The organism is Bacillus sp. FSL H8-0545, from assembly GCF_038006105.1.
GTDB lineage: Bacteria > Bacillota > Bacilli > Bacillales > Bacillaceae_G > Bacillus_A > Bacillus_A cereus_U.
Map to the genome: position 1 here is coordinate 590,699 of NZ_JBBOUO010000001.1, position 18,265 is coordinate 608,963.

An 18,265-nucleotide genomic window follows, 5' to 3' on the forward strand; every position below is an offset into this window, starting at 1 on the left:
GACCCACTTATTCCTCTAACCAATTGAAAATAGGAACTTTTGATTGATATTCATGCTGTATTTGATTCCCCATCGCCTCATATTCCTGTTGGGTAAGGTCGTAGATGTGTTTACTTTGCTTCTTTGGTAATTTAAAAGGGATAGTTGTTGGACTCCAATTTTCTCGGATGGCTTTCTTAATAAATCCGTCAGGGTTTTTCACTTTGTTAGTAGATTGTTGCATAATCAATAGAATCTCTAATGTTCGTTTAATCCCAACAACGGACAGAAGAGTAAGAATTTCTTGCGTTGGAGATGTGAGTGTAACTGCCTCATATGCTAATTTGACTAACTCCAATTCGGCAATTTCTTCCTGTACCACTTGTTGACTTTGCTGAGAATCTTCTTTTACAAATCTTGTTCTTTGTTTGATATGTACAAGGTCGCTTTCAGGAATTCTCCATCCTTTTTTATCGCTATTGCAAAATGCGTTTGGAAACTTTCCAGACCGTAGCCATCGCTTAATTGTTTCTTCATGCTTCTGTAAAGTTAACGCCAATTCTTTTACTGTATACATGTTCATGTAAGCACCTCAAAAATAAATGGTTATTTAAAATGGAAACATACATTCTTGTTTAGTGTAACCACACTAATGTTGTTGTAAACAACATTTTTTATGAAATTGTTGTTGTATATGAGGTCATAAAGGGGTCTGCAAAATAAAAAAAGTACATCACTCTTATTGAGCAATGTACCAATACATATATAATGTGCAACATTATATACATCCTTTTGTTTTTGTAAGAGAGGATAACTATTGTTATTTCTTTATTTTACAGAGTACATCGTTTTTTTTATTTTTTGCAAGAAAATAGTAGGAAAAGGGGAATACGTAAGCGACGTTCATATTCTTCTTTACCCTGAAAATATTTTTGATTTGGTGTGGCTTCTTTTAAGTTTGTAATGGTAAATCCGGCTTGTTGTAATAATGTAAAATATTCTTCCGTTGTCCGATGATATTTAATAACTTCTTGATCAATCCACGGCTCAACTCGTTTCCCCGTTTTGAAATAATCATCGACGAGCCAGCTAGTTCTTTTACAACTTGTTTGTAAGCTTGCAAACGAAGAGGTAATAACGGGATGTTGAACGCTAAAGGTAAAGGTCCCGTTTGTTTTTAAAGTTTGAAACACATTTTGAAAAATGATATCAAGATGTTCAATATAATGTAAGGCGAGTCTAGATGTTACTAAATCAAAAGTAGAAGGAGGATAGGTATAGTCTTTGAGGTTTATAAAATGAACAGATCCATTTTTATTTTCTAGGTGCTTACTAGCTTTTTCATACATAAGCTCGGAGCCTTCAATGCCAGTGTAAGAGAGGCATCCATTTTCTAATAATTCTTCGCCAAATTTAGCGTCACCACAGCCTAAATCGAGAATTTGTTTTCCTTGTACATTACCAATGAGCTGAAAGAATGCTGGTTTTTCAAGTACTTCGTTTGGGCTATTTTCTCGATATCTTCGCTTCATATATTGTTCTAAAAACGATTCGTTATTATATATATCAGATTCAGTAAATGCCATGTTTGAAGCCTCCTTGAATATTTTTTTAATTCTATCAAATTCGAAAAGTAAATAATAGATTTCTTTTACTCAATAATATATAATCTAAAACTGTAAGCGTTTTCTTTAAACTATTTTTCTATAACAAATTTCGAAAACGTGTTAAGCTAGTAGAGGGATTATTGGAATTATTGAGATATTAATCCGCTTACATGAACGATGGGAGGCTTCACAATGTCTAGTAAAACACTTGCAAACTTTTTAGAAGAAAATTTAGAGGATTTAAAATCAAAGGGGCTTTATAACGTAATTGATCCGCTTGAAAGTCCAAATGGACCGATTATTACAATTGGCGGAAAAGAATATATTAACTTATCTTCAAACAACTATCTTGGATTAGCGACTGATAATCGCTTACAAGAAGCAGCAATTGGTGCAATTCATAAGTACGGCGTTGGAGCAGGAGCTGTTCGTACAATTAATGGTACTTTAGATTTGCATATCAAATTAGAAGAAACAATTGCAAAGTTTAAGCATACAGAAGCAGCAATTGCTTATCAATCAGGATTTAACTGTAATATGGCAGCGATTTCAGCTGTTATGGATAAAAATGATGCGATTCTTTCAGATGAATTAAACCATGCATCTATTATTGATGGTAGTCGTCTATCAAGAGCGAAAATCATCGTTTATAAGCATTCTGATATGGAAGATTTACGCAAAAAAGCAATCGAGGCAAAAGAATCAGGTCTTTATAATAAATTAATGGTTATTACAGACGGTGTTTTCTCAATGGATGGAGATATTGCAAAATTACCAGAGATTGTTGAAATTGCAGAAGAGCTGGATTTAATGACATATGTAGATGATGCACACGGTTCAGGTGTACTTGGCAAAGGTGCAGGTACTGTAAAACATTTCGGTCTTTCTGATAAAGTTGATTTCCAAATTGGTACATTATCAAAAGCAATTGGGGTAATTGGTGGATATGTAGCTGGAAAACAAAACTTAATCGATTGGTTAAAAGTGCGTTCACGTCCATTCTTATTCTCAACAGCTTTAACACCAGCTGATGCAGCTGCTTGTATGAGATCAATTGAAATTTTAATGGAAAGCACAGAGTTACACGATCGTTTATGGGAAAATGGTCGCTATTTAAAACAAGGGTTAAAAGAACTTGGCTTTAACATTGGAGAAAGTGAAACACCAATTACACCTTGTATTATTGGTGATGAAGTATTAACGCAAGAATTTAGTAAACGTCTAAATGAAGAAGGCGTATACGCAAAATCTATCGTATTCCCAACCGTAGCAAAAGGAATGGGACGCGTTCGTAATATGCCTACAGCAGCTCATACGAAAGAAATGTTAGATGAAGCAATTCGTAAGTATGAAAAAGTAGGGAAAGAAATGGGTATCATTTAATTAACGACATCTTTTGAATAGCTTGCAAATGAGGAGTGGGAAAAATGAAAAAAATTCTAGTAACCGGTTCTTTAGGGCAAATTGGTTCTGAACTAGTAATGAAACTTCGTGATGTATACGGCGCATCAAATGTTATTGCAACAGATATTCGTGAAACAGATAGTGAAGTGGTAACGTCTGGTCCATTTGAAACGTTAGATGTAACAGATGGACAAAAATTACATGATATTGCAAAGCGTAATGAAGTAGATACAATTATTCATTTAGCGGCTTTACTTTCAGCAACTGCAGAAAAAAATCCGTTATTTGCTTGGAATTTAAATATGGGCGGACTTGTAAATGCATTAGAAGCAGCACGTGAATTAAACTGTAAGTTTTTCACGCCAAGTTCTATCGGTGCATTTGGTCCATCAACGCCAAAAGATAATACACCACAAGATACAATTCAACGTCCTACTACAATGTATGGGGTAAACAAAGTAGCAGGAGAATTACTATGTGATTATTATCATCAAAAGTTCGGCGTTGATACGCGCGGCGTACGTTTCCCAGGCTTAATTTCTTACGTAGCTCCTCCAGGAGGCGGAACAACTGATTATGCAGTTGAAATTTATTATGAGGCGATTAAAAAAGGTACATACACCTCATACATTGCTGAAGGAACATACATGGATATGATGTATATGCCAGATGCTTTACAAGCGATCATTTCATTAATGGAAGCTGATTCAAGTAAACTCGTGCATAGAAATGCATTTAACATTACAGCAATGAGCTTTGAACCAGAGCAAATTGCAGCATCAATTCGTAAACACATCCCGAACTTTACAATGGATTACGCTGTAGACCCTGCTCGTCAAACGATCGCTGATAGCTGGCCAAACTCTATTGATGCAACTGCAGCAATGAAAGAGTGGGGCTTTAAAGCAGAATATGATTTAGACAAAATGACAACTGACATGCTTGCTAAGTTAAAAAAAAAGCTTGCAGATGAGTTAGTGATGAATTAATAGGAAGAGCTGATTCTTAGGAATCGGCTCTTAATTATTTTAGGAAGGGAGAAAAGCAACATGCAAAGAGTTGATGTTGTATATGCACTAATATACGATAGCGAAAAAGATAAAATATTAATGGTACATAATGTAGAACAAAACGTTTGGTCACTACCGGGCGGGGCAGTTGAAAAAGGTGAAATGTTAGAGGAAGCACTAGTAAGAGAAGTGAAAGAAGAGACAGGTTTAACTGCTGCACTCAGTGGACTTGTCGCATTAAATGAGAAGTTTTTTGAAGAGAAAGGACATCATGCATTATTTTTTACATTCCGAGCAAATGTAGTAACAGGTGAACTTGGTGCAGAAGATGAAGGAGAAATTTCCGCAATCGAGTGGGTAGATAGAAAAATCGCGAATGAGCGATTCCCATACTACGATGGAGGGTTCGAATTATTATTAGAAGTTTCCATTCCATACAAGTTTCAACCAGAAACAAAGTAAGTTAACGAAGAAAAACAGGAGCCTCGTGGCTCCTGTTTTTCTATTCAATCGTCTTCAGTAATAGTTTCTTCAACAATGGTTTAATCTTCAGGCGTAAATCTTCAGCATGATTTGCAACTAAGAAGTGATGGTTATAAATGTTTTTCATTAGTTGATAAGTCGCTTCTTTTGCTTCGCCTTCTTCGATAAAGATGCCGATTACTTCCATACCACTTTTACGAGCAAGTTTGACTGCTTCGTGCGTATCTAAAATTCCGTCTTGTTGATAGTCTAGTGCAGAAGGTTCACCGTCTGTAAAGACAAGTAAGAATTTATGTTTTTCTGGTCTTTTCGCAAGCTTTTCAGAAACGATACGAATAATATACCCGTCGCGGTTATCTTCTTCTTCGCGAAGTTGCATAATCTCTGGACCGACGTTTGGTAACGTTGAGTTTTTATATGTCACTACTTCATGGATAACGTTCGGTTTATCTTCAGGTTTAGCACTAGAAGCATCTTCCCAAAATCCGCTAATAGCGTGCGGGATTTTTAAAGATTTTAAAGCTTCATGGAATAGGACCACACTCTTCTTCGTTTCTTCCATTTTGTTATACATAGAACCAGAGCAGTCCACTAATAGTTGGAATGCAACGTCTAATTCTTGAGATTCTTGTCCTTTTTTATAAAACATACGCGGCTGCTTTTCAGTATAAATACGAAGGAATTTCTTACGAAGTCTTCCGTAATATTTATCACTATTTGCATTCGTTTTGTTTTCAATTGTTTTTTCGATGATTTTCTTTAATTCTTTTACATCTTTATTAACGACTGATTTGATAGCTTGGTAATCTTTTTTCTCATCAGGATTTGATTTGCGAGCTTCTTTAAATGTATGAGAAGCTCCCACATTATACTTTCCGTATGCGCCGTCGTTTTGGCTAGAAGCATGAGACGCTCTTGCTTCCTCTGTATCAGCACCATCAAAGTTAGATTGTGTACTTTTTTGGGAAGTACCTTGTACAGAACCAAGTGCTTGGTCACCATCTTCTGATTCACGAGCAGTATCACCCATCATATTTGTTTTTGTTCCGCTTTCTAATTCAAAGCGTAAAAAGTTCTCGTTTTCATTGTTTTTATTTTCACGGTGCCATGTCGAGAAGCTTTCATCCATTTTGTTTTTGTTATCATCGTCATCTAGGAGCTGCGTATCATCATTTGCTAATTTTTCAGCGCGACTGTCTTTCTCATCTGCAATAACAGATAAATAAAGCGGGGCATGTCCGAAATAATTATTAAGCATATCACTTTCAAGAAGCCCTTCTAAGCGATAGCGAATTTTCTCAACGATATACATAATATCTTCCGTATTACGGGCTTGGAATGTTTCATGCAAAATTGATTCAATTTGCTCGAAATATTCATTATTAAACATTTCATATTTATCACTCGTTAATGAAAGATAGCATAGACAAAATAGACGGTCACCGTGATAGTTACGAACACGATTTATTTCATTTTGTGAGCCAAAGTAATTGCGATACATTTCTTTTCGGCGTTTAAAAATGTGTTTTGTGCCAGGACGTAAATTTTTGACGATTTCCTCAACACGTAAATCTTCTAATAGAACAAATAATTGTGTTAAAAACTTTTTTAGAGGCGATTCTTGTAATTCAATCGCATAAGAACGAATTAAAGTCATGTCCGAGTAATGTTTATTACCAAGTGCCTTTAAGAACACTTCGCTTTTTAATCCGATTACTGTATCCTCTTCTTTTCGATCATCCCAAAAGTGACTAATGACAACCTTTTTTTCAATTTCGTCGTAGTATGCTTTATAGCCATACTCAAGATAGGCATCGTCTTCTTTTAGAAGAGCATACATTAAGTTTTCCATTTGTAGAAACAGCGACGCATCAATTTTTTTGTCACTAAAAATTTGTCTCATGAATTATTCCTCAAAGAAATAACTTTCTGCTAATTCACGGACAGTCATTTGTTCTGTTTCATCGTTTAATTTTGCGATAATACTACGTTCAATTGCACGCATAACAGGAATATATACACCTAAATCACATGCATCGATAATGCCACGAATACTAGCTGCTTCTTCACTTACGCGTCCATCACGAGCTAAAGGCATAAGATCGCTTGCGAATGCAACGAACTTTTCAATTGTTGCAACATCATTTAATTTTGATTCAGATAGTAATAGTTCTTTTAATGTATCACCTTGAATGTAAGGAACTTCAATAATAACGAAACGGTTTTTTAACGCTTCGTTTAGTTCACTTGTCCCAACATAACCTTCGTTAATCGCAGCGATTACGCGATATTCGTCATCACCGTATACAACTTCTTGTGTAAATGGGTTTGTAATCATTTTACGATAATCTAACGCACCATGAAGAAGTGGTAATGTTTCAGGTTTTGCCATATTGATTTCATCAATATATAAGAAATGACCGTTCTTCATTGCCTTCATAAGAGGACCATTAACGAATGTAACTTCAGATGCACCCTCTTTTGTTTGTAATGTGTTGTATCCTAAAATACCTTCTACATCTAAGTCGACAGAACAGTTAATGCTATGCATTGGTTTTTGGAATAAAGAAGAAAGAGTTTCCGCTAGTACTGTTTTACCACTACCAGTTGGTCCTTTTAATAGAATGTTTTTACCAAGTAAAAGTGCTGTAATGGCATCTTCAATAATGCTGTTATCAGATGCTTTATATATTTTCTTTCCAATTAAATGTGCATTTTCGCCAGCTTCTTGTTTGTTTTTTTCGTGAAGGGCTGAGAGCTGTTGTTTTAAATCAGCGTGTATATGAAATTGTTCTAACATGTATTTCCCACCTAACATTATTTTCATAAAGTAATACATCTTATGATAACTTGTTTTAATATGGTATGCAAAGAAAAGGAGAGAGGGGAAATGTAAAAGAAAAAGCAATCAATATTATATTGATTGCTTATAGCAAAGGAGAAATGAGTCGCATGAAAGACTCTAATATTCGTTTTTTGATACTTCTTTTTTGGAACGAGTTCCATTTAATTTCAGTGGAATGCTTAAAGTCTTCTTCAAAATCATGTTTAATATCATGAACGGTTTCTGATTCATAAAGTACACTAATAATTTCATAATTTAACTCAAAGCTACGTACATCCATATTTGCTGTTCCAATTGTTGCGATCTTATCATCAACGAGTACAATTTTCGCATGCATAAAACCATCTTTATAACTGTAAATGGAAGCACCGGCTTTTAAAAGTGGAGTGAAATAGGATTGAGATGCTTGATCACTAATAATACTATCACTTTTACCTGGATATAAAATGCGTACATCTATGCCGGATATTGCACTTAAGCGTAATAATGTTAAAGTTTCTTGATCGGGAATAAAGTATGGCGTAGCGATCCAAATAGATTTTTTGGCAGAGCCCATAACAGCTAGTAACGTATTACGAATACTTTTATCATCTGAGCTTGGTCCACTTGCTACAATTTGAACAGCACCTTCTGCATTCGAAATTTCTTTACCAGGGAAGTATTGTACATTCATAAATTGATCCCAAGAATAGTTACTTAAACCACTAGAGGCATAGAGCCAATCTTCTAGAAAGATTGCTTGTAATTTATATAATGCTTTTCCTTCTATTTTTAAATGACTATCACGCCAAACGGGAAATTTCTTTGAACGGCCGAGATATTCGTCACCGACGTTGAGTCCTCCAGTAAATCCAATTTCTCCATCTACAATAACAATTTTACGATGGTTACGATAATTGACTGTTTCAAGTAACCAAGCTGAAAAAATAGGATCAAATTCCACAATTTCAATTCCAGCTTCTTTCATAGGCTGTAAAAATCGTCTTCTTAACGTGTTACTTCCGAGTCCATCATAAAGGAAGCGTACAATAACCCCGGATTTTGCCTTCTTTATTAAAGCATCCCGAACTTTTGTACCAATCTCATCGGCTTTATAAATATAGTATTGAATATGTATATGGTGTTTTGCATGCTCAATAGCGTGCAGAATTTCTGAAAATGTTTGATCTCCGTTTGTTAAAAGTTTTGTAGTCGTTCTATCTGCGGCAGGACCGCCTCCAAATTTTTGTACTACTTCTGTTAAATGTATAGAACGCTCATGTAATGGAACTGTAAGAGAAAGTTCTAGTCGTCTTCCTTCTAATATTTCACGGAATAATTTTCTTTGTTCTTCTGAACGATGAAGATGTTTTTTTCTTCTCCAACGGCTACGACCGAAGAGGGAGTATAAAAGAACACCTACAACAGGAAGAAGTGCTAATACTAAAAACCACGCTAAGGTACTTTGAGGAGACCTGTTTTCGATAAAAATAACGAATGAAATTCCTACGATTGTGATGGACCATAGAGCACCAACAAACGTATATAACGAAATAACCGATGTATTTAATAGGAAAAGAACGATAGATACGATTGTAAATATTAATAATAATTGAACGATAGGCTTCTTCATTTCTATAAAATTCCTCTAATCTTTCTTAAATATAGACTTCTTATATAAAAGGTGTAATCTGACATTCTTATTATAAAGTGTTTTGTTTTTTTTACAAAATATAGACATTTTCCCCATGCTTTCCGCATTTGTCCTACATACAGTATATTATTACATTTTTATATAGAAAAGGGGATGAATAAAATGTATGGTCGTCCAGTTGGAGGGTTCGGACATGGCGGATTTCATGGGAGTTTTGGACATTCTCCATTTTTTGGCGGAGGATTCTTTCCTGGATTTGTAGCAGGGGCTTTACTTAGTCCTGCGTTTGGTTATGGCGGATATGGTTATCCATATTATTCAGATACACCATACTATACGGATTATCAGCAGAATCCTTATTATTCCACATATTAAAGAGAGGCAGAACTATATGCTAAAAGGAGAGGAAGAAAAATGAACTATAATGGAAATTATGGCGGATATGATCGGAATCATCACGGGGGTGGAGGGCACCATCATCACGGCGGGCATAATCATCATGGTGGACACAATCATTATGATCATCACCACCATCACGGCGGCGGATGGGGCTGGGGTGGCGGCTCATGGGGCGGAGGATTTTTCCCAGGAAGTTTTGCAGGAGGAGTAGTAGGAGGACTTACAGCTGGAGCGTTAACAGGTGCAGCTAGTGGTGGGGGATATTACCCAGCTCCATATCCAGTAACTTACCCAACGCCATATCCAGGTTACCAGCAAATATCGAATCCATATTATTAAACAAAAAAAGAGGATACCTTCTTTTTGTTTAATAATGTATATATTTATAAAATACTTCCAAAATAAAGGTAAAAATATGTTAATATTTTGTTATTGTAATTCAAAATATTAACTGCCAATTTTAATCTCTATTCCGTTAGTTTGTTGGCAGTTGGATTTACACCTTAATATTTCATGAAAGCAAAGAGATTAGGTGTGAGGCCACATTAGTAGGGAGCAGAGGCTAGTATTGATTAAATTGTCGCTTTATAAATTAAAAAAATGTAAGAGAATACGGTATAATAAGATCAGATAATCAGAGAAGTGAAAAGTCTCTACTATAATTAAAACGGCACTATATTGCTTTTTTTTATAAATAATATTATGTTATTTTAATCGGCCTATTTAGAAAAAATTTGTGATTTATCCCGCATTAACGGGCAGTAAGACTCCCACCTCAAAATTCGGTGAATGCGAGGAAGTTAGGTGGGAGATAACTGCCCGTAAAAGCCCGATTGGTGAAGGCTAATAATCAGTGGGGGATGGACAAAACCCCCACTGATTAAAGTTTCACTTTATGTAAAGGCATATTGTTAGAAAATGAAATATCTCTATTTCTATGAAGAGAAACGAATTGTGTTTTAGTCAGATAGGAAGCAAGGAGAGGTGCGCATGCTAGAACAAAGAGGTCATGCATTATATGACTCTTCATTGCAAGATTTAAAATTAGCATTAGATGAGTCTTCAATTGTTGCTATTACAGACCGAAATGGTCTTATTACATATGTGAATGATAAATTTTGTAAAATATCAAAATATAAAAGAGAAGAGTTAATAGGAAAAGATCACCGTATTTTAAATTCCGGATATCATCCGAAAGCATTTTTTCAAATCCTATGGAAGCGTATTTTGAGTGGAAAAGTCTGGACGGGGGAAATTCGAAATCAAGCAAAAGATGGTACGTATTATTGGGTTAAAACAACAATTGTTCCATTTTTAAATGAAAAGGGAGAACCCTATCAATTTATTGCAATTCGAAATGATATAAGTAGTAGGAAAGAAGCAGAGCAAAGATTACGATTAAGCGAAAGTCGTTATAGGGAACTTGCTTATCATGATGCGTTAACAAGTTTACCAAACCGTTTACAGTTAATTACGACTGTAAATAAGATGATCGCAGAGAAAATAGAGTTTGGCATGATTTACTTTGATTTAGATCGCTTTAAATTAGTGAATGATACGTTAGGTCATATGATAGGAGATTTACTTTTAAGTGAAGTCGCTTCCCGATTGCATTACGTACTAGGAGATAAAGATGTTCTGGCTAGGCTTGGTGGAGATGAATTTGTACTATTAACAAAAAAACATACACAAGATGAGATGAGGCAGTTAGCGACATCTGTGTTGTCATGCTTTCAAGCACCATTTATGCTGGAAGGTCATGAAGTATATATTTCAGCCAGTCTAGGACTTTGTTCCTATCCGCAAGATGGAAAAGACGTTGAAACATTATTGAAAAATTCAGATTTAGCCATGTATAGTGCGAAAGAGCAAGGAAGAAATGGGGCGTGCTTCTTTACAGATGAATTACGTGCGAAAATAAATCGTAGAATGAAAATAGAGTTTGCTTTGCAAAAAGCAATTCGTGACGAAGAATTAAAAGTGGCATTACAGCCCATTATTGATTTGAAAACAAAGAAATGTACTGGTATTGAGGCTTTAGTACGCTGTAAGACAGAAGAAGGTCCTATTTCACCAAGTGAATTTATACCTGTAGCTGAAGAGTGTGGACTTATTATAAAACTAGGAGACTGGGTACTAGAAAAGTCATGTCGATTGTTTAAAACTTTGCCAGAGTATCAAGAGGGACTGAAGTTATCTGTTAATTTATCAATACAACAATTGATGCAAAAGCGCTTTATTTTATCTGTTCGTAGTATATTGAAGCGAACAGGATTTCCACCAAATCGTTTAATATTAGAAATAACAGAAAGTATAGCTGTACGTCATTTTGATTATATTATTGCTACATTACAAGAATTAAGAAGTATGGGGATTTTAATCGCTTTAGACGATTTCGGAACAGGATATTCCTCATTATATTATTTAAAAAAACTACCACTTGATATTGTGAAAATTGATCGTAATTTTATTCGTGAGTTTCATTATGATCACGCACAGCCAGAGCGAACGATTGTAAAATCAGTTATTGAAATTGCCCATAGTTTAAATTTATTAGTGGTTGCTGAAGGGGTAGAAACGGTAGAACAAGAAAGTTTATTAAAATCAATGGGTTGCGACTTTGTACAAGGTTTTTATTATGCGAGACCGTTAGATGTAGGTGAACTAAAAGAAAAGTTATTAACTGACTTTTAATAAAAAAAAGAGAAGCGGAAAGCTTCTCTTTTTTATTATTTTTTTTGTGAATCTTTCATTAAAATTGGATAAAGAATAAGGCCTAATACAAACAACCCAATTCCTAAGAAGAACGTTTTTAAATCAGCAGTTCCTGTTTTAATAACCCAAATGGAATATAAAAATGCTAGTGCAGTAATGATCCCATCTTTTATTCGAGATCCAGGCATTATATCATACGTTTCTCCCGTAATAACTAATTTTAACTGGTACAAGGTAGAAACAAGGTACGGGATTAAATATGCTAATGTCGCTACAACAATAGCGAAATTATATGCTTCGGAAACAGTACCAGAAATCGTTGAAAATAAGAAAATTTGTGTCATCACATTTGTAATAAATAATGATTTTGAAGGACTTCCTTTTTTATTTGTTTTTCCGAAAAACTTAGGGAAAACCCCATTTTTTGCTGCTTGGTAAGGTACTTCTGAGCTAACAACGATCCATCCTACAGTAGAGCCGAATAAAGATACGAGTGCAAGTAAGGCCATTATATAAGCACCCTTAGTACCAATTGCTAAATTTAATGCATCTACTAATGGCTTTTGAGACTCTTTTAAAACGTCTTGTGGAAGAGCACCCATTGTTAGTAGAGTAATTGCCATGTAAATAAGAAGAGCGATGATTAATCCGAAAATCGTAGCTTTCTTAACATCGTGCTGAGATTTTGCGCGGTTAGAGAGCATAACTGCTGACTCAATGCCGATAAACGCCCAAAGTGTTGCAATAGCAGCTGAATTTATTTGTCCACCCAACGAAATAGGTTGTCCAGCTTCATTCATAAATGTTTGACCGTCCCCGAAATTAGAGGCATTGAAAATGAATAATGTGATTACAATAAACATTGTAAATCCGATGATTTTTGCGATTGTTGCAAGAAGGTTCATATTTCCTGCTCTATCAATATTTTGAGAAAGAATATATTGAATTCCCCATAGCATCATACTACATACTATGAAGGTTAAAGCTTTTCCAAGTTCTAATGAAAATCCGTTTGTTGAAAAGAGAATTTGCTTACTTTGTAAAACTGGGAAGAATGTTGATAAATATCCTGCAAAGGAAATAATTACAGATGCTGTAGCAGCCCAGTTAGCAGCCCAGTACCCCCAAGCCATACTATATCCTGCAACTTTACCTGCCTTTTGGGAGGTAAACATTGCTTGGGCGTAACTTTGTGGTCCTGCTTTTAATTCTGGTTTACGAATTGCTAAATTTCCAAATACGAGTGCAATCATAAATACACCAAGTCCTGTAATACTCCATGCAAGTGTAGATCCCATTGGACCTGATACGTGTGCTAAATTTGCTGGGAGCATAAATACGCCACCGCCAACCATATTCCCGATAACAAAAGCTGTTAAAATCCATAATCCCCATTTTTTCGTTTCCATTTTTGTTAACTCCTTTGTAGTAAGTTTTGCTTAAACATCATTTTTTACTAGCATTTTTTGCAATAAAAAAAGAGCCATGTAGATAAAAAATACCTACATGGCTCTTTGCCAAAGCGTAGGTACAATGGGAATAACCCTTGTACCTACGCGTAATTTTTCCGCTAGGTTTCAAGGGTTAAGTATGATGATGATGTTTTTGTGCAAATGTAACTACAGTTGTATAAGTAAGCATAGTTTTTTGCTCCCTTTCTCCTCTGATTTTGAAGTTAGTATACTACATGTTTTTTTGAATGAAAAGAGAAATATAAAAAAATTTATAAAAATACGTTTTAGAGACTAAATATTTACCTATAGTTTTCTTGTACTGGAAAATAAGTGAGAGATTGGCAGAAGAGTATAGCGTGGTATAATACATATAGAACTAGAAGGTGACAAGGGGCTATTGTAGATGATGAGTAAGTATGAACAAATTTATACAGAAATCAGCAAGTCTATTGATAATAAACAATTAAAAGAAGGATGCAAAATCCCATCAGAAACGGAATTAATGAAGCAGTATGAGGCAAGCCGGGGTACTGTAAGAAAAGCTGTAGATTTATTGCAAGAGCGTGGATATGTTCAAAAAATACACGGAAAAGGTGTTTTTGTATTAAAGCGCAAAAATATTGAATTTAACTTTGGTGGTATTGTAAGTTTTCAAGAAGAAAATGAACGTTTAGGACGTTACTGTATTACGGAAGTCGTGGAAATAGAGAAAATGACAGCTACGAAAGATGTAGCAAAGTTATTAAACGTGAAAGAAAAAACGGAAATAGATCATATTAAACGTGTACGAAATATTGATGGAGAAAAAGTAATTTTAGATATAAACCATTTTGTATCGGAGTATATTCCAGGATTAACGAGAGAAATTGCAACTGCATCGATTTATAAATACATTGAGAAAGAATTAGGGCTACATATTAGCTATTCACAGCGGGTAATTGAAGTACAACCATGTACAGATGATGACCGAAAGTATTTAGATTTAAATGGAACAGACTATGTTGTCGTTGTAAAAAACTTTACTCATTTATACGATGGGAGTCAGTTCGAATATACGGAATCACGTCACCGTTTAGATATTTTTCACTTTTCGGATGTGGCGCGAAGAAAATAAAGAGATGGGGCGAAATAATCGTTCCATCTCTTTATTTATAAAAAAATCATCAACTTATATATATGAGTGTTGACTAACTTATATATACGAGTTAATATGTAAGTGTAAACGGTATCAAAAAAAGAAAAGAGGGACGGGAATATGGGGAAAGACTATCGTAAAACAGCAGAAGAAGTGTTGCAGTATATTGGTGGGAAAGACAATATTGAACAAGCTGCGCACTGTGTAACGAGGCTCCGTATCGCTGTAAAAGATGAAAGTAAAATAGATAATGATAAATTACAGTCTGTTTCATTAGTAAAGGGAGCGTTTCATAACGCTGGGGTATTTCAAATTGTAATTGGTCCAGGCGATGTCGATCGAGTATACGCTGAATTGATAACGCTTGCAGGTATGGAAGAATCGACAGTAGCTGACGTAAAAGATTCTGGAAACCAAAAGTTAAATCCAGTTCAAAAGTTTGTAAAAGTATTTTCAGATGTATTTATGCCGATATTACCAGCGATTGTAACAGCTGGTTTACTGATGGGGATTAACAATTTATTAGGGGCAAAGGACTTATTTTTTGATGGTAAAAATTTATTAGATGTTTATCCGAACTTAGGCGGGCTTTGGGACTTAATTAATATGATGGCCAATACAGCATTCGTATTCTTACCGGCACTTGTTGGTTGGTCAGCGACGAAGCGTTTTGGTGGTAGTCCAATACTAGGTATTGTTATGGGATTAATGCTTGTGCATCCGGCCTTATTAAACGCGTGGGATTATGGAAAAGCAGCGACTGGTTTAGAGGGACAAAAGATTGAGTACTTCGATATTTTAGGGTTATTCCAAATTGAAAAGGTAGGGTATCAAGGTCAAATCCTGCCGGTTTTAGTAGCGGCATTCGTATTAAGTAAAGTGGAAATCTTTTTAAAGAAACATGTGCCAAACGCAATTCAATTATTAGTTGTGCCAATTACAACAATCGTTGTAACGGGTGTATTAGCATTAGGGATTATCGGTCCAGTTACACGTCATATTGGAGATTTATTAACAGCCGGATTAGTAGGAGTATATGAAACGGTACCAGCACTTGGGGCAATATTATTTGGAGCATTATATGCACCGCTTGTAATTACAGGAATGCATCATATGTTTATTGCAATCGACTTACAATTAATCGCGCAGCACGGCGGTACATTTATTTGGCCAATGATTGCTCTTTCTAACATTGCACAAGGTAGTGCGGCACTAGCGATGTTCTGGATTTCTAAAAATCAAAATGATAAAAGTATGGCATCAACATCAGCAATTTCAGCGTACTTCGGTATTACGGAGCCAGCGATGTTCGGTGTAAACTTACGAAATACATTCCCGTTCTATGCAGCTATTATTGGATCTGCTATTGCGGCGATATTCATTACTTTAAATGGTGTATTAGCACCTGCTATCGGGATTGGCGGATTACCAGCATTTATTTCTATCATTCCGAAATCGATTCCAATATTTATTGTCGGGATGATTATCGCGGTTGTAATTCCATTTACGTTAACATGGTTATTTGCAAAACGAGTAAAACAGAAGTAGGAGGAAGTTAAACATGAAGGATTGGCATAAAAGTGTAGTCTATCAAATTTATCCGAAGAGCTTTAATAGTTATTACAATAAAGAAACTGGTGATATAAAAGGAGTTACAGAGAAACTAGATTATTTAAAAGAACTCGGAGTAGATTATATTTGGTTAACACCGATATACGAATCACCACAAAACGATAATGGATACGATGTAAGTGATTATTACAGTATTGATCCATCTTACGGAACGATGGAAGAGTTTGAAGAGCTTTTAGAAAAAGCGAAAGCACGTAACATTGAAATCATGCTTGATATCGTTGTAAATCATAGTTCGACGGAGCATAAGTGGTTTAAGGAAGCGAAGGAAGATAGAAATAGCCCATATCGTAATTACTATATTTGGCGTGATGAAAAAAATAATTGGCAGTCTAAGTTTGGTGGATCTGCTTGGAAATATGATGAGAAGACAGAGCAATATTTTTTACATCTATTTGATGAGACACAAGCTGATTTAAACTGGGAAAACGAAAACCTTCGTGAAGAAGTGTATGATATGATGCGCTTTTGGCTGGAGAAAGGTGTAAAAGGATTCCGCCTTGATGTTATTAATTTAATTTCAAAAGATCAAAGATTTTTAAGTGATGAAGGCACCACGGCTACAAGTGATGGGCGTAAATATTATACGGATGGTCCACGCGTCCATGAATATTTACAAGAGATGAACCGAAATGTTTTTGAAGGGAAAGATGTAATTACAGTTGGAGAAATGTCATCTACGACAATTGATAATTGTATTAAATATTCAAACCCAGAGCGTAATGAACTAAGTATGACGTTTAGTTTCCATCATTTAAAAGTAGATTATCCGAATGGTGATAAGTGGACGAAAGCTGATTTTGATTTCATTAAATTAAAAGAAATTATGTCTGATTGGCAAAGTGAAATGCAAAAGGGCGGAGGATGGAATGCGTTATTTTGGTGTAATCATGACCAGCCTCGTATTGTTTCACGGTTTGGTGATGATGAGAAGTACCGAAATGAATCTGCTAAAATGTTAGCGACAGCTATGCATATGCTGCAAGGAACACCGTACATTTATCAAGGGGAAGAAATCGGTATGACGAATCCTAACTTCCATTCTATCGAGAAATATCGTGATGTAGAATCGTTAAATATATATGATATAAAACAAGAAGAAGGATTATCCAAAGAAGAGATTATAGAGATTTTAAAACAAAAATCTCGTGACAATTCACGTACTCCGATGCAGTGGAATGAAGAGGTGAATAGTGGTTTTACAACAAGTACACCTTGGATTTCAGTGGCTGAAAACTTTAAAGAAATAAACGTAGGGAAGGCATTAGAAGATAAAGAGTCTGTCTTTTATCATTATAAAAAGTTAATTGAACTTAGAAAAAAATACAATGTAATTACAGAAGGGAAATATGATGTTTTAGATGGGAATCATCCTAAGATTTGGGCATATACACGTACTGTAAATAATGAAGTATTGCTTGTTATCAATAACTTCTACGGAGAAGAAATAACGTATTCTGCACCAGTGAATGTTCAATTGGATGGAATGAAACAAGAAGTATTATTATCAAATTACAAAGATTCAAGTAAGGATATTACGAAACTTAACTTAAGACCGTATGAGTCAATTGTATATCGATATACGAAATAAAAAGGTTGTATGCCCGCTTGGCATACAACCTTTTTATTTTAAGACGCCGCTATATAAAATCTTTACTTCTACTTCCGGTTTAAATTTTACCTTTTCATAATCCTTATGCCAATTTTTTTTCTTCCATAGACAAATCAGATCGAGTTAATAGTGGTTCAAGAGCTAATTGGTGAATTAAATTGGGGTCTGTTAAAGATTCGATATATAAGATTTTTCCTTTTCCATTTTGAAAAGGAACATCTAATTTTTTATATCATCGGAATGAGAGAGCTTGTTTTCAATGTAATTAATATTTTCCGCAAGTGATGGAAACATAGGCTTCGTTTTATTCGTCTGTTGGTTATTGTTTTGTTCTGTCACATTGTCCACCCCTTTTAG

The 18,265-nt window shown here is 35.1% G+C and carries 15 protein-coding genes and 1 pseudogene; 9 read left to right on the forward strand and 7 right to left on the reverse strand.

The window, feature by feature from the left end; all coding sequences use genetic code 11:
* Positions 1-7 precede the first annotated feature (7 nt).
* Complete coding sequence (locus MHI07_RS03035; RefSeq protein WP_078173848.1) at positions 8-562, reverse strand: helix-turn-helix domain-containing protein; 555 nt, start codon at positions 560-562, stop codon at positions 8-10.
* A 271-nt stretch (positions 563-833) separates the two neighbouring features.
* Positions 834-1,565 (reverse strand): class I SAM-dependent methyltransferase, encoded by a 732-nt coding sequence (locus tag MHI07_RS03040; RefSeq protein WP_088077467.1) that lies wholly within the window; start codon positions 1,563-1,565, stop codon positions 834-836.
* A gap of 213 nt (positions 1,566-1,778) precedes the next feature.
* Between MHI07_RS03040 and MHI07_RS03045 the strand changes: the two genes are divergently transcribed.
* From MHI07_RS03045 to MHI07_RS03055, 3 genes are read left to right on the forward strand one after another with little or no spacing between them, the layout of a single operon-like run.
* Positions 1,779-2,969, forward strand: coding sequence for a glycine C-acetyltransferase (locus tag MHI07_RS03045; protein ID WP_000095918.1), 1,191 nt, complete (start codon positions 1,779-1,781; stop codon positions 2,967-2,969).
* A 44-nt stretch (positions 2,970-3,013) separates the two neighbouring features.
* Positions 3,014-3,979 carry an L-threonine 3-dehydrogenase gene (locus tag MHI07_RS03050; RefSeq protein WP_078173847.1) on the forward strand — a complete coding sequence of 322 codons (966 nt, stop codon included), beginning with the start codon at positions 3,014-3,016 and terminating at the stop codon, positions 3,977-3,979.
* A gap of 60 nt (positions 3,980-4,039) precedes the next feature.
* Complete coding sequence (locus MHI07_RS03055; RefSeq protein WP_078173846.1) at positions 4,040-4,462, forward strand: NUDIX hydrolase; 423 nt, start codon at positions 4,040-4,042, stop codon at positions 4,460-4,462.
* A gap of 40 nt (positions 4,463-4,502) precedes the next feature.
* On the opposite strand, the gene MHI07_RS03060 is transcribed toward MHI07_RS03055, so the two are convergent.
* From MHI07_RS03060 to MHI07_RS03070, 3 genes are all read right to left on the reverse strand, one after another.
* Complete coding sequence (locus MHI07_RS03060) at positions 4,503-6,386, reverse strand: vWA domain-containing protein (protein WP_002114034.1); 1,884 nt, start codon at positions 6,384-6,386, stop codon at positions 4,503-4,505.
* A gap of 3 nt (positions 6,387-6,389) precedes the next feature.
* Positions 6,390-7,283 carry an ATP-binding protein gene (locus MHI07_RS03065; RefSeq protein ID WP_002201800.1) on the reverse strand — a complete coding sequence of 298 codons (894 nt, stop codon included), beginning with the start codon at positions 7,281-7,283 and terminating at the stop codon, positions 6,390-6,392.
* A gap of 127 nt (positions 7,284-7,410) precedes the next feature.
* Positions 7,411-8,940: a cardiolipin synthase gene (locus MHI07_RS03070; RefSeq protein WP_078173843.1), complete on the reverse strand. Its 1,530-nt coding sequence runs from the start codon at positions 8,938-8,940 to the stop codon at positions 7,411-7,413.
* Between the two features lie 183 nt (positions 8,941-9,123).
* Here MHI07_RS03070 and MHI07_RS03075 point away from each other — a divergent pair, with 183 nt between their 5' ends.
* The 3 genes from MHI07_RS03075 (at position 9,124) to MHI07_RS03085 (ending at position 12,054) form a co-directional block, all read left to right on the forward strand.
* Positions 9,124-9,336 (forward strand): hypothetical protein, encoded by a 213-nt coding sequence (locus MHI07_RS03075; RefSeq protein ID WP_199661448.1) that lies wholly within the window; start codon positions 9,124-9,126, stop codon positions 9,334-9,336.
* 39 nt (positions 9,337-9,375) lie between these two features.
* Entirely contained in the window at positions 9,376-9,699 is a 324-nt protein-coding gene (locus MHI07_RS03080; RefSeq protein ID WP_340821877.1) for a hypothetical protein, read from the forward strand.
* A 651-nt stretch (positions 9,700-10,350) separates the two neighbouring features.
* Positions 10,351-12,054, forward strand: a complete 1,704-nt coding sequence (locus MHI07_RS03085) for a putative bifunctional diguanylate cyclase/phosphodiesterase (protein ID WP_002114053.1) — start codon at positions 10,351-10,353, stop codon at positions 12,052-12,054.
* A 35-nt stretch (positions 12,055-12,089) separates the two neighbouring features.
* Here the strand turns inward: MHI07_RS03085 and MHI07_RS03090 are convergent, their stop codons facing one another.
* Positions 12,090-13,484 (reverse strand): amino acid permease, encoded by a 1,395-nt coding sequence (locus MHI07_RS03090; protein WP_002114055.1) that lies wholly within the window; start codon positions 13,482-13,484, stop codon positions 12,090-12,092.
* Between the two features lie 448 nt (positions 13,485-13,932).
* On the opposite strand from MHI07_RS03090, the gene treR reads away from it, so the two are divergent.
* From treR to treC, 3 genes are all read left to right on the forward strand, one after another.
* Positions 13,933-14,643, forward strand: coding sequence for a trehalose operon repressor (treR, locus tag MHI07_RS03095; RefSeq protein WP_002114059.1), 711 nt, complete (start codon positions 13,933-13,935; stop codon positions 14,641-14,643).
* Positions 14,644-14,784: 141 nt separating this feature from the next.
* Entirely contained in the window at positions 14,785-16,212 is a 1,428-nt protein-coding gene (gene treP, locus MHI07_RS03100; RefSeq protein ID WP_340821882.1) for a PTS system trehalose-specific EIIBC component, read from the forward strand.
* A 13-nt stretch (positions 16,213-16,225) separates the two neighbouring features.
* Entirely contained in the window at positions 16,226-17,887 is a 1,662-nt protein-coding gene (gene treC / locus MHI07_RS03105; protein ID WP_340821884.1) for an alpha,alpha-phosphotrehalase, read from the forward strand.
* A gap of 118 nt (positions 17,888-18,005) precedes the next feature.
* On the opposite strand, the pseudogene MHI07_RS03115 reads toward treC, so the two are convergent.
* A pseudogene (locus MHI07_RS03115) lies at positions 18,006-18,202 on the reverse strand (hypothetical protein); the annotation flags it as partial.
* Positions 18,203-18,265 lie beyond the last annotated feature (63 nt).

Coding starts and splice junctions, on each gene's coding strand:
- treC (WP_340821884.1), top strand. CDS start 16,226: ATGAAGGATTGGCATAAAAGTGTAGTCTATCAAATTTATCCGAAGAGC.
- MHI07_RS03035 (WP_078173848.1), bottom strand. CDS start 562: ATGAACATGTATACAGTAAAAGAATTGGCGTTAACTTTACAGAAGCAT.
- MHI07_RS03080 (WP_340821877.1), top strand. CDS start 9,376: ATGAACTATAATGGAAATTATGGCGGATATGATCGGAATCATCACGGG.
- MHI07_RS03045 (WP_000095918.1), top strand. CDS start 1,779: ATGTCTAGTAAAACACTTGCAAACTTTTTAGAAGAAAATTTAGAGGAT.
- treR (WP_002114059.1), top strand. CDS start 13,933: ATGATGAGTAAGTATGAACAAATTTATACAGAAATCAGCAAGTCTATT.
- MHI07_RS03090 (WP_002114055.1), bottom strand. CDS start 13,484: ATGGAAACGAAAAAATGGGGATTATGGATTTTAACAGCTTTTGTTATC.
- MHI07_RS03040 (WP_088077467.1), bottom strand. CDS start 1,565: ATGGCATTTACTGAATCTGATATATATAATAACGAATCGTTTTTAGAA.
- MHI07_RS03065 (WP_002201800.1), bottom strand. CDS start 7,283: ATGTTAGAACAATTTCATATACACGCTGATTTAAAACAACAGCTCTCA.
- MHI07_RS03070 (WP_078173843.1), bottom strand. CDS start 8,940: ATGAAGAAGCCTATCGTTCAATTATTATTAATATTTACAATCGTATCT.
- MHI07_RS03085 (WP_002114053.1), top strand. CDS start 10,351: ATGCTAGAACAAAGAGGTCATGCATTATATGACTCTTCATTGCAAGAT.
- treP (WP_340821882.1), top strand. CDS start 14,785: ATGGGGAAAGACTATCGTAAAACAGCAGAAGAAGTGTTGCAGTATATT.
- MHI07_RS03055 (WP_078173846.1), top strand. CDS start 4,040: ATGCAAAGAGTTGATGTTGTATATGCACTAATATACGATAGCGAAAAA.
- MHI07_RS03060 (WP_002114034.1), bottom strand. CDS start 6,386: ATGAGACAAATTTTTAGTGACAAAAAAATTGATGCGTCGCTGTTTCTA.
- MHI07_RS03050 (WP_078173847.1), top strand. CDS start 3,014: ATGAAAAAAATTCTAGTAACCGGTTCTTTAGGGCAAATTGGTTCTGAA.
- MHI07_RS03075 (WP_199661448.1), top strand. CDS start 9,124: ATGTATGGTCGTCCAGTTGGAGGGTTCGGACATGGCGGATTTCATGGG.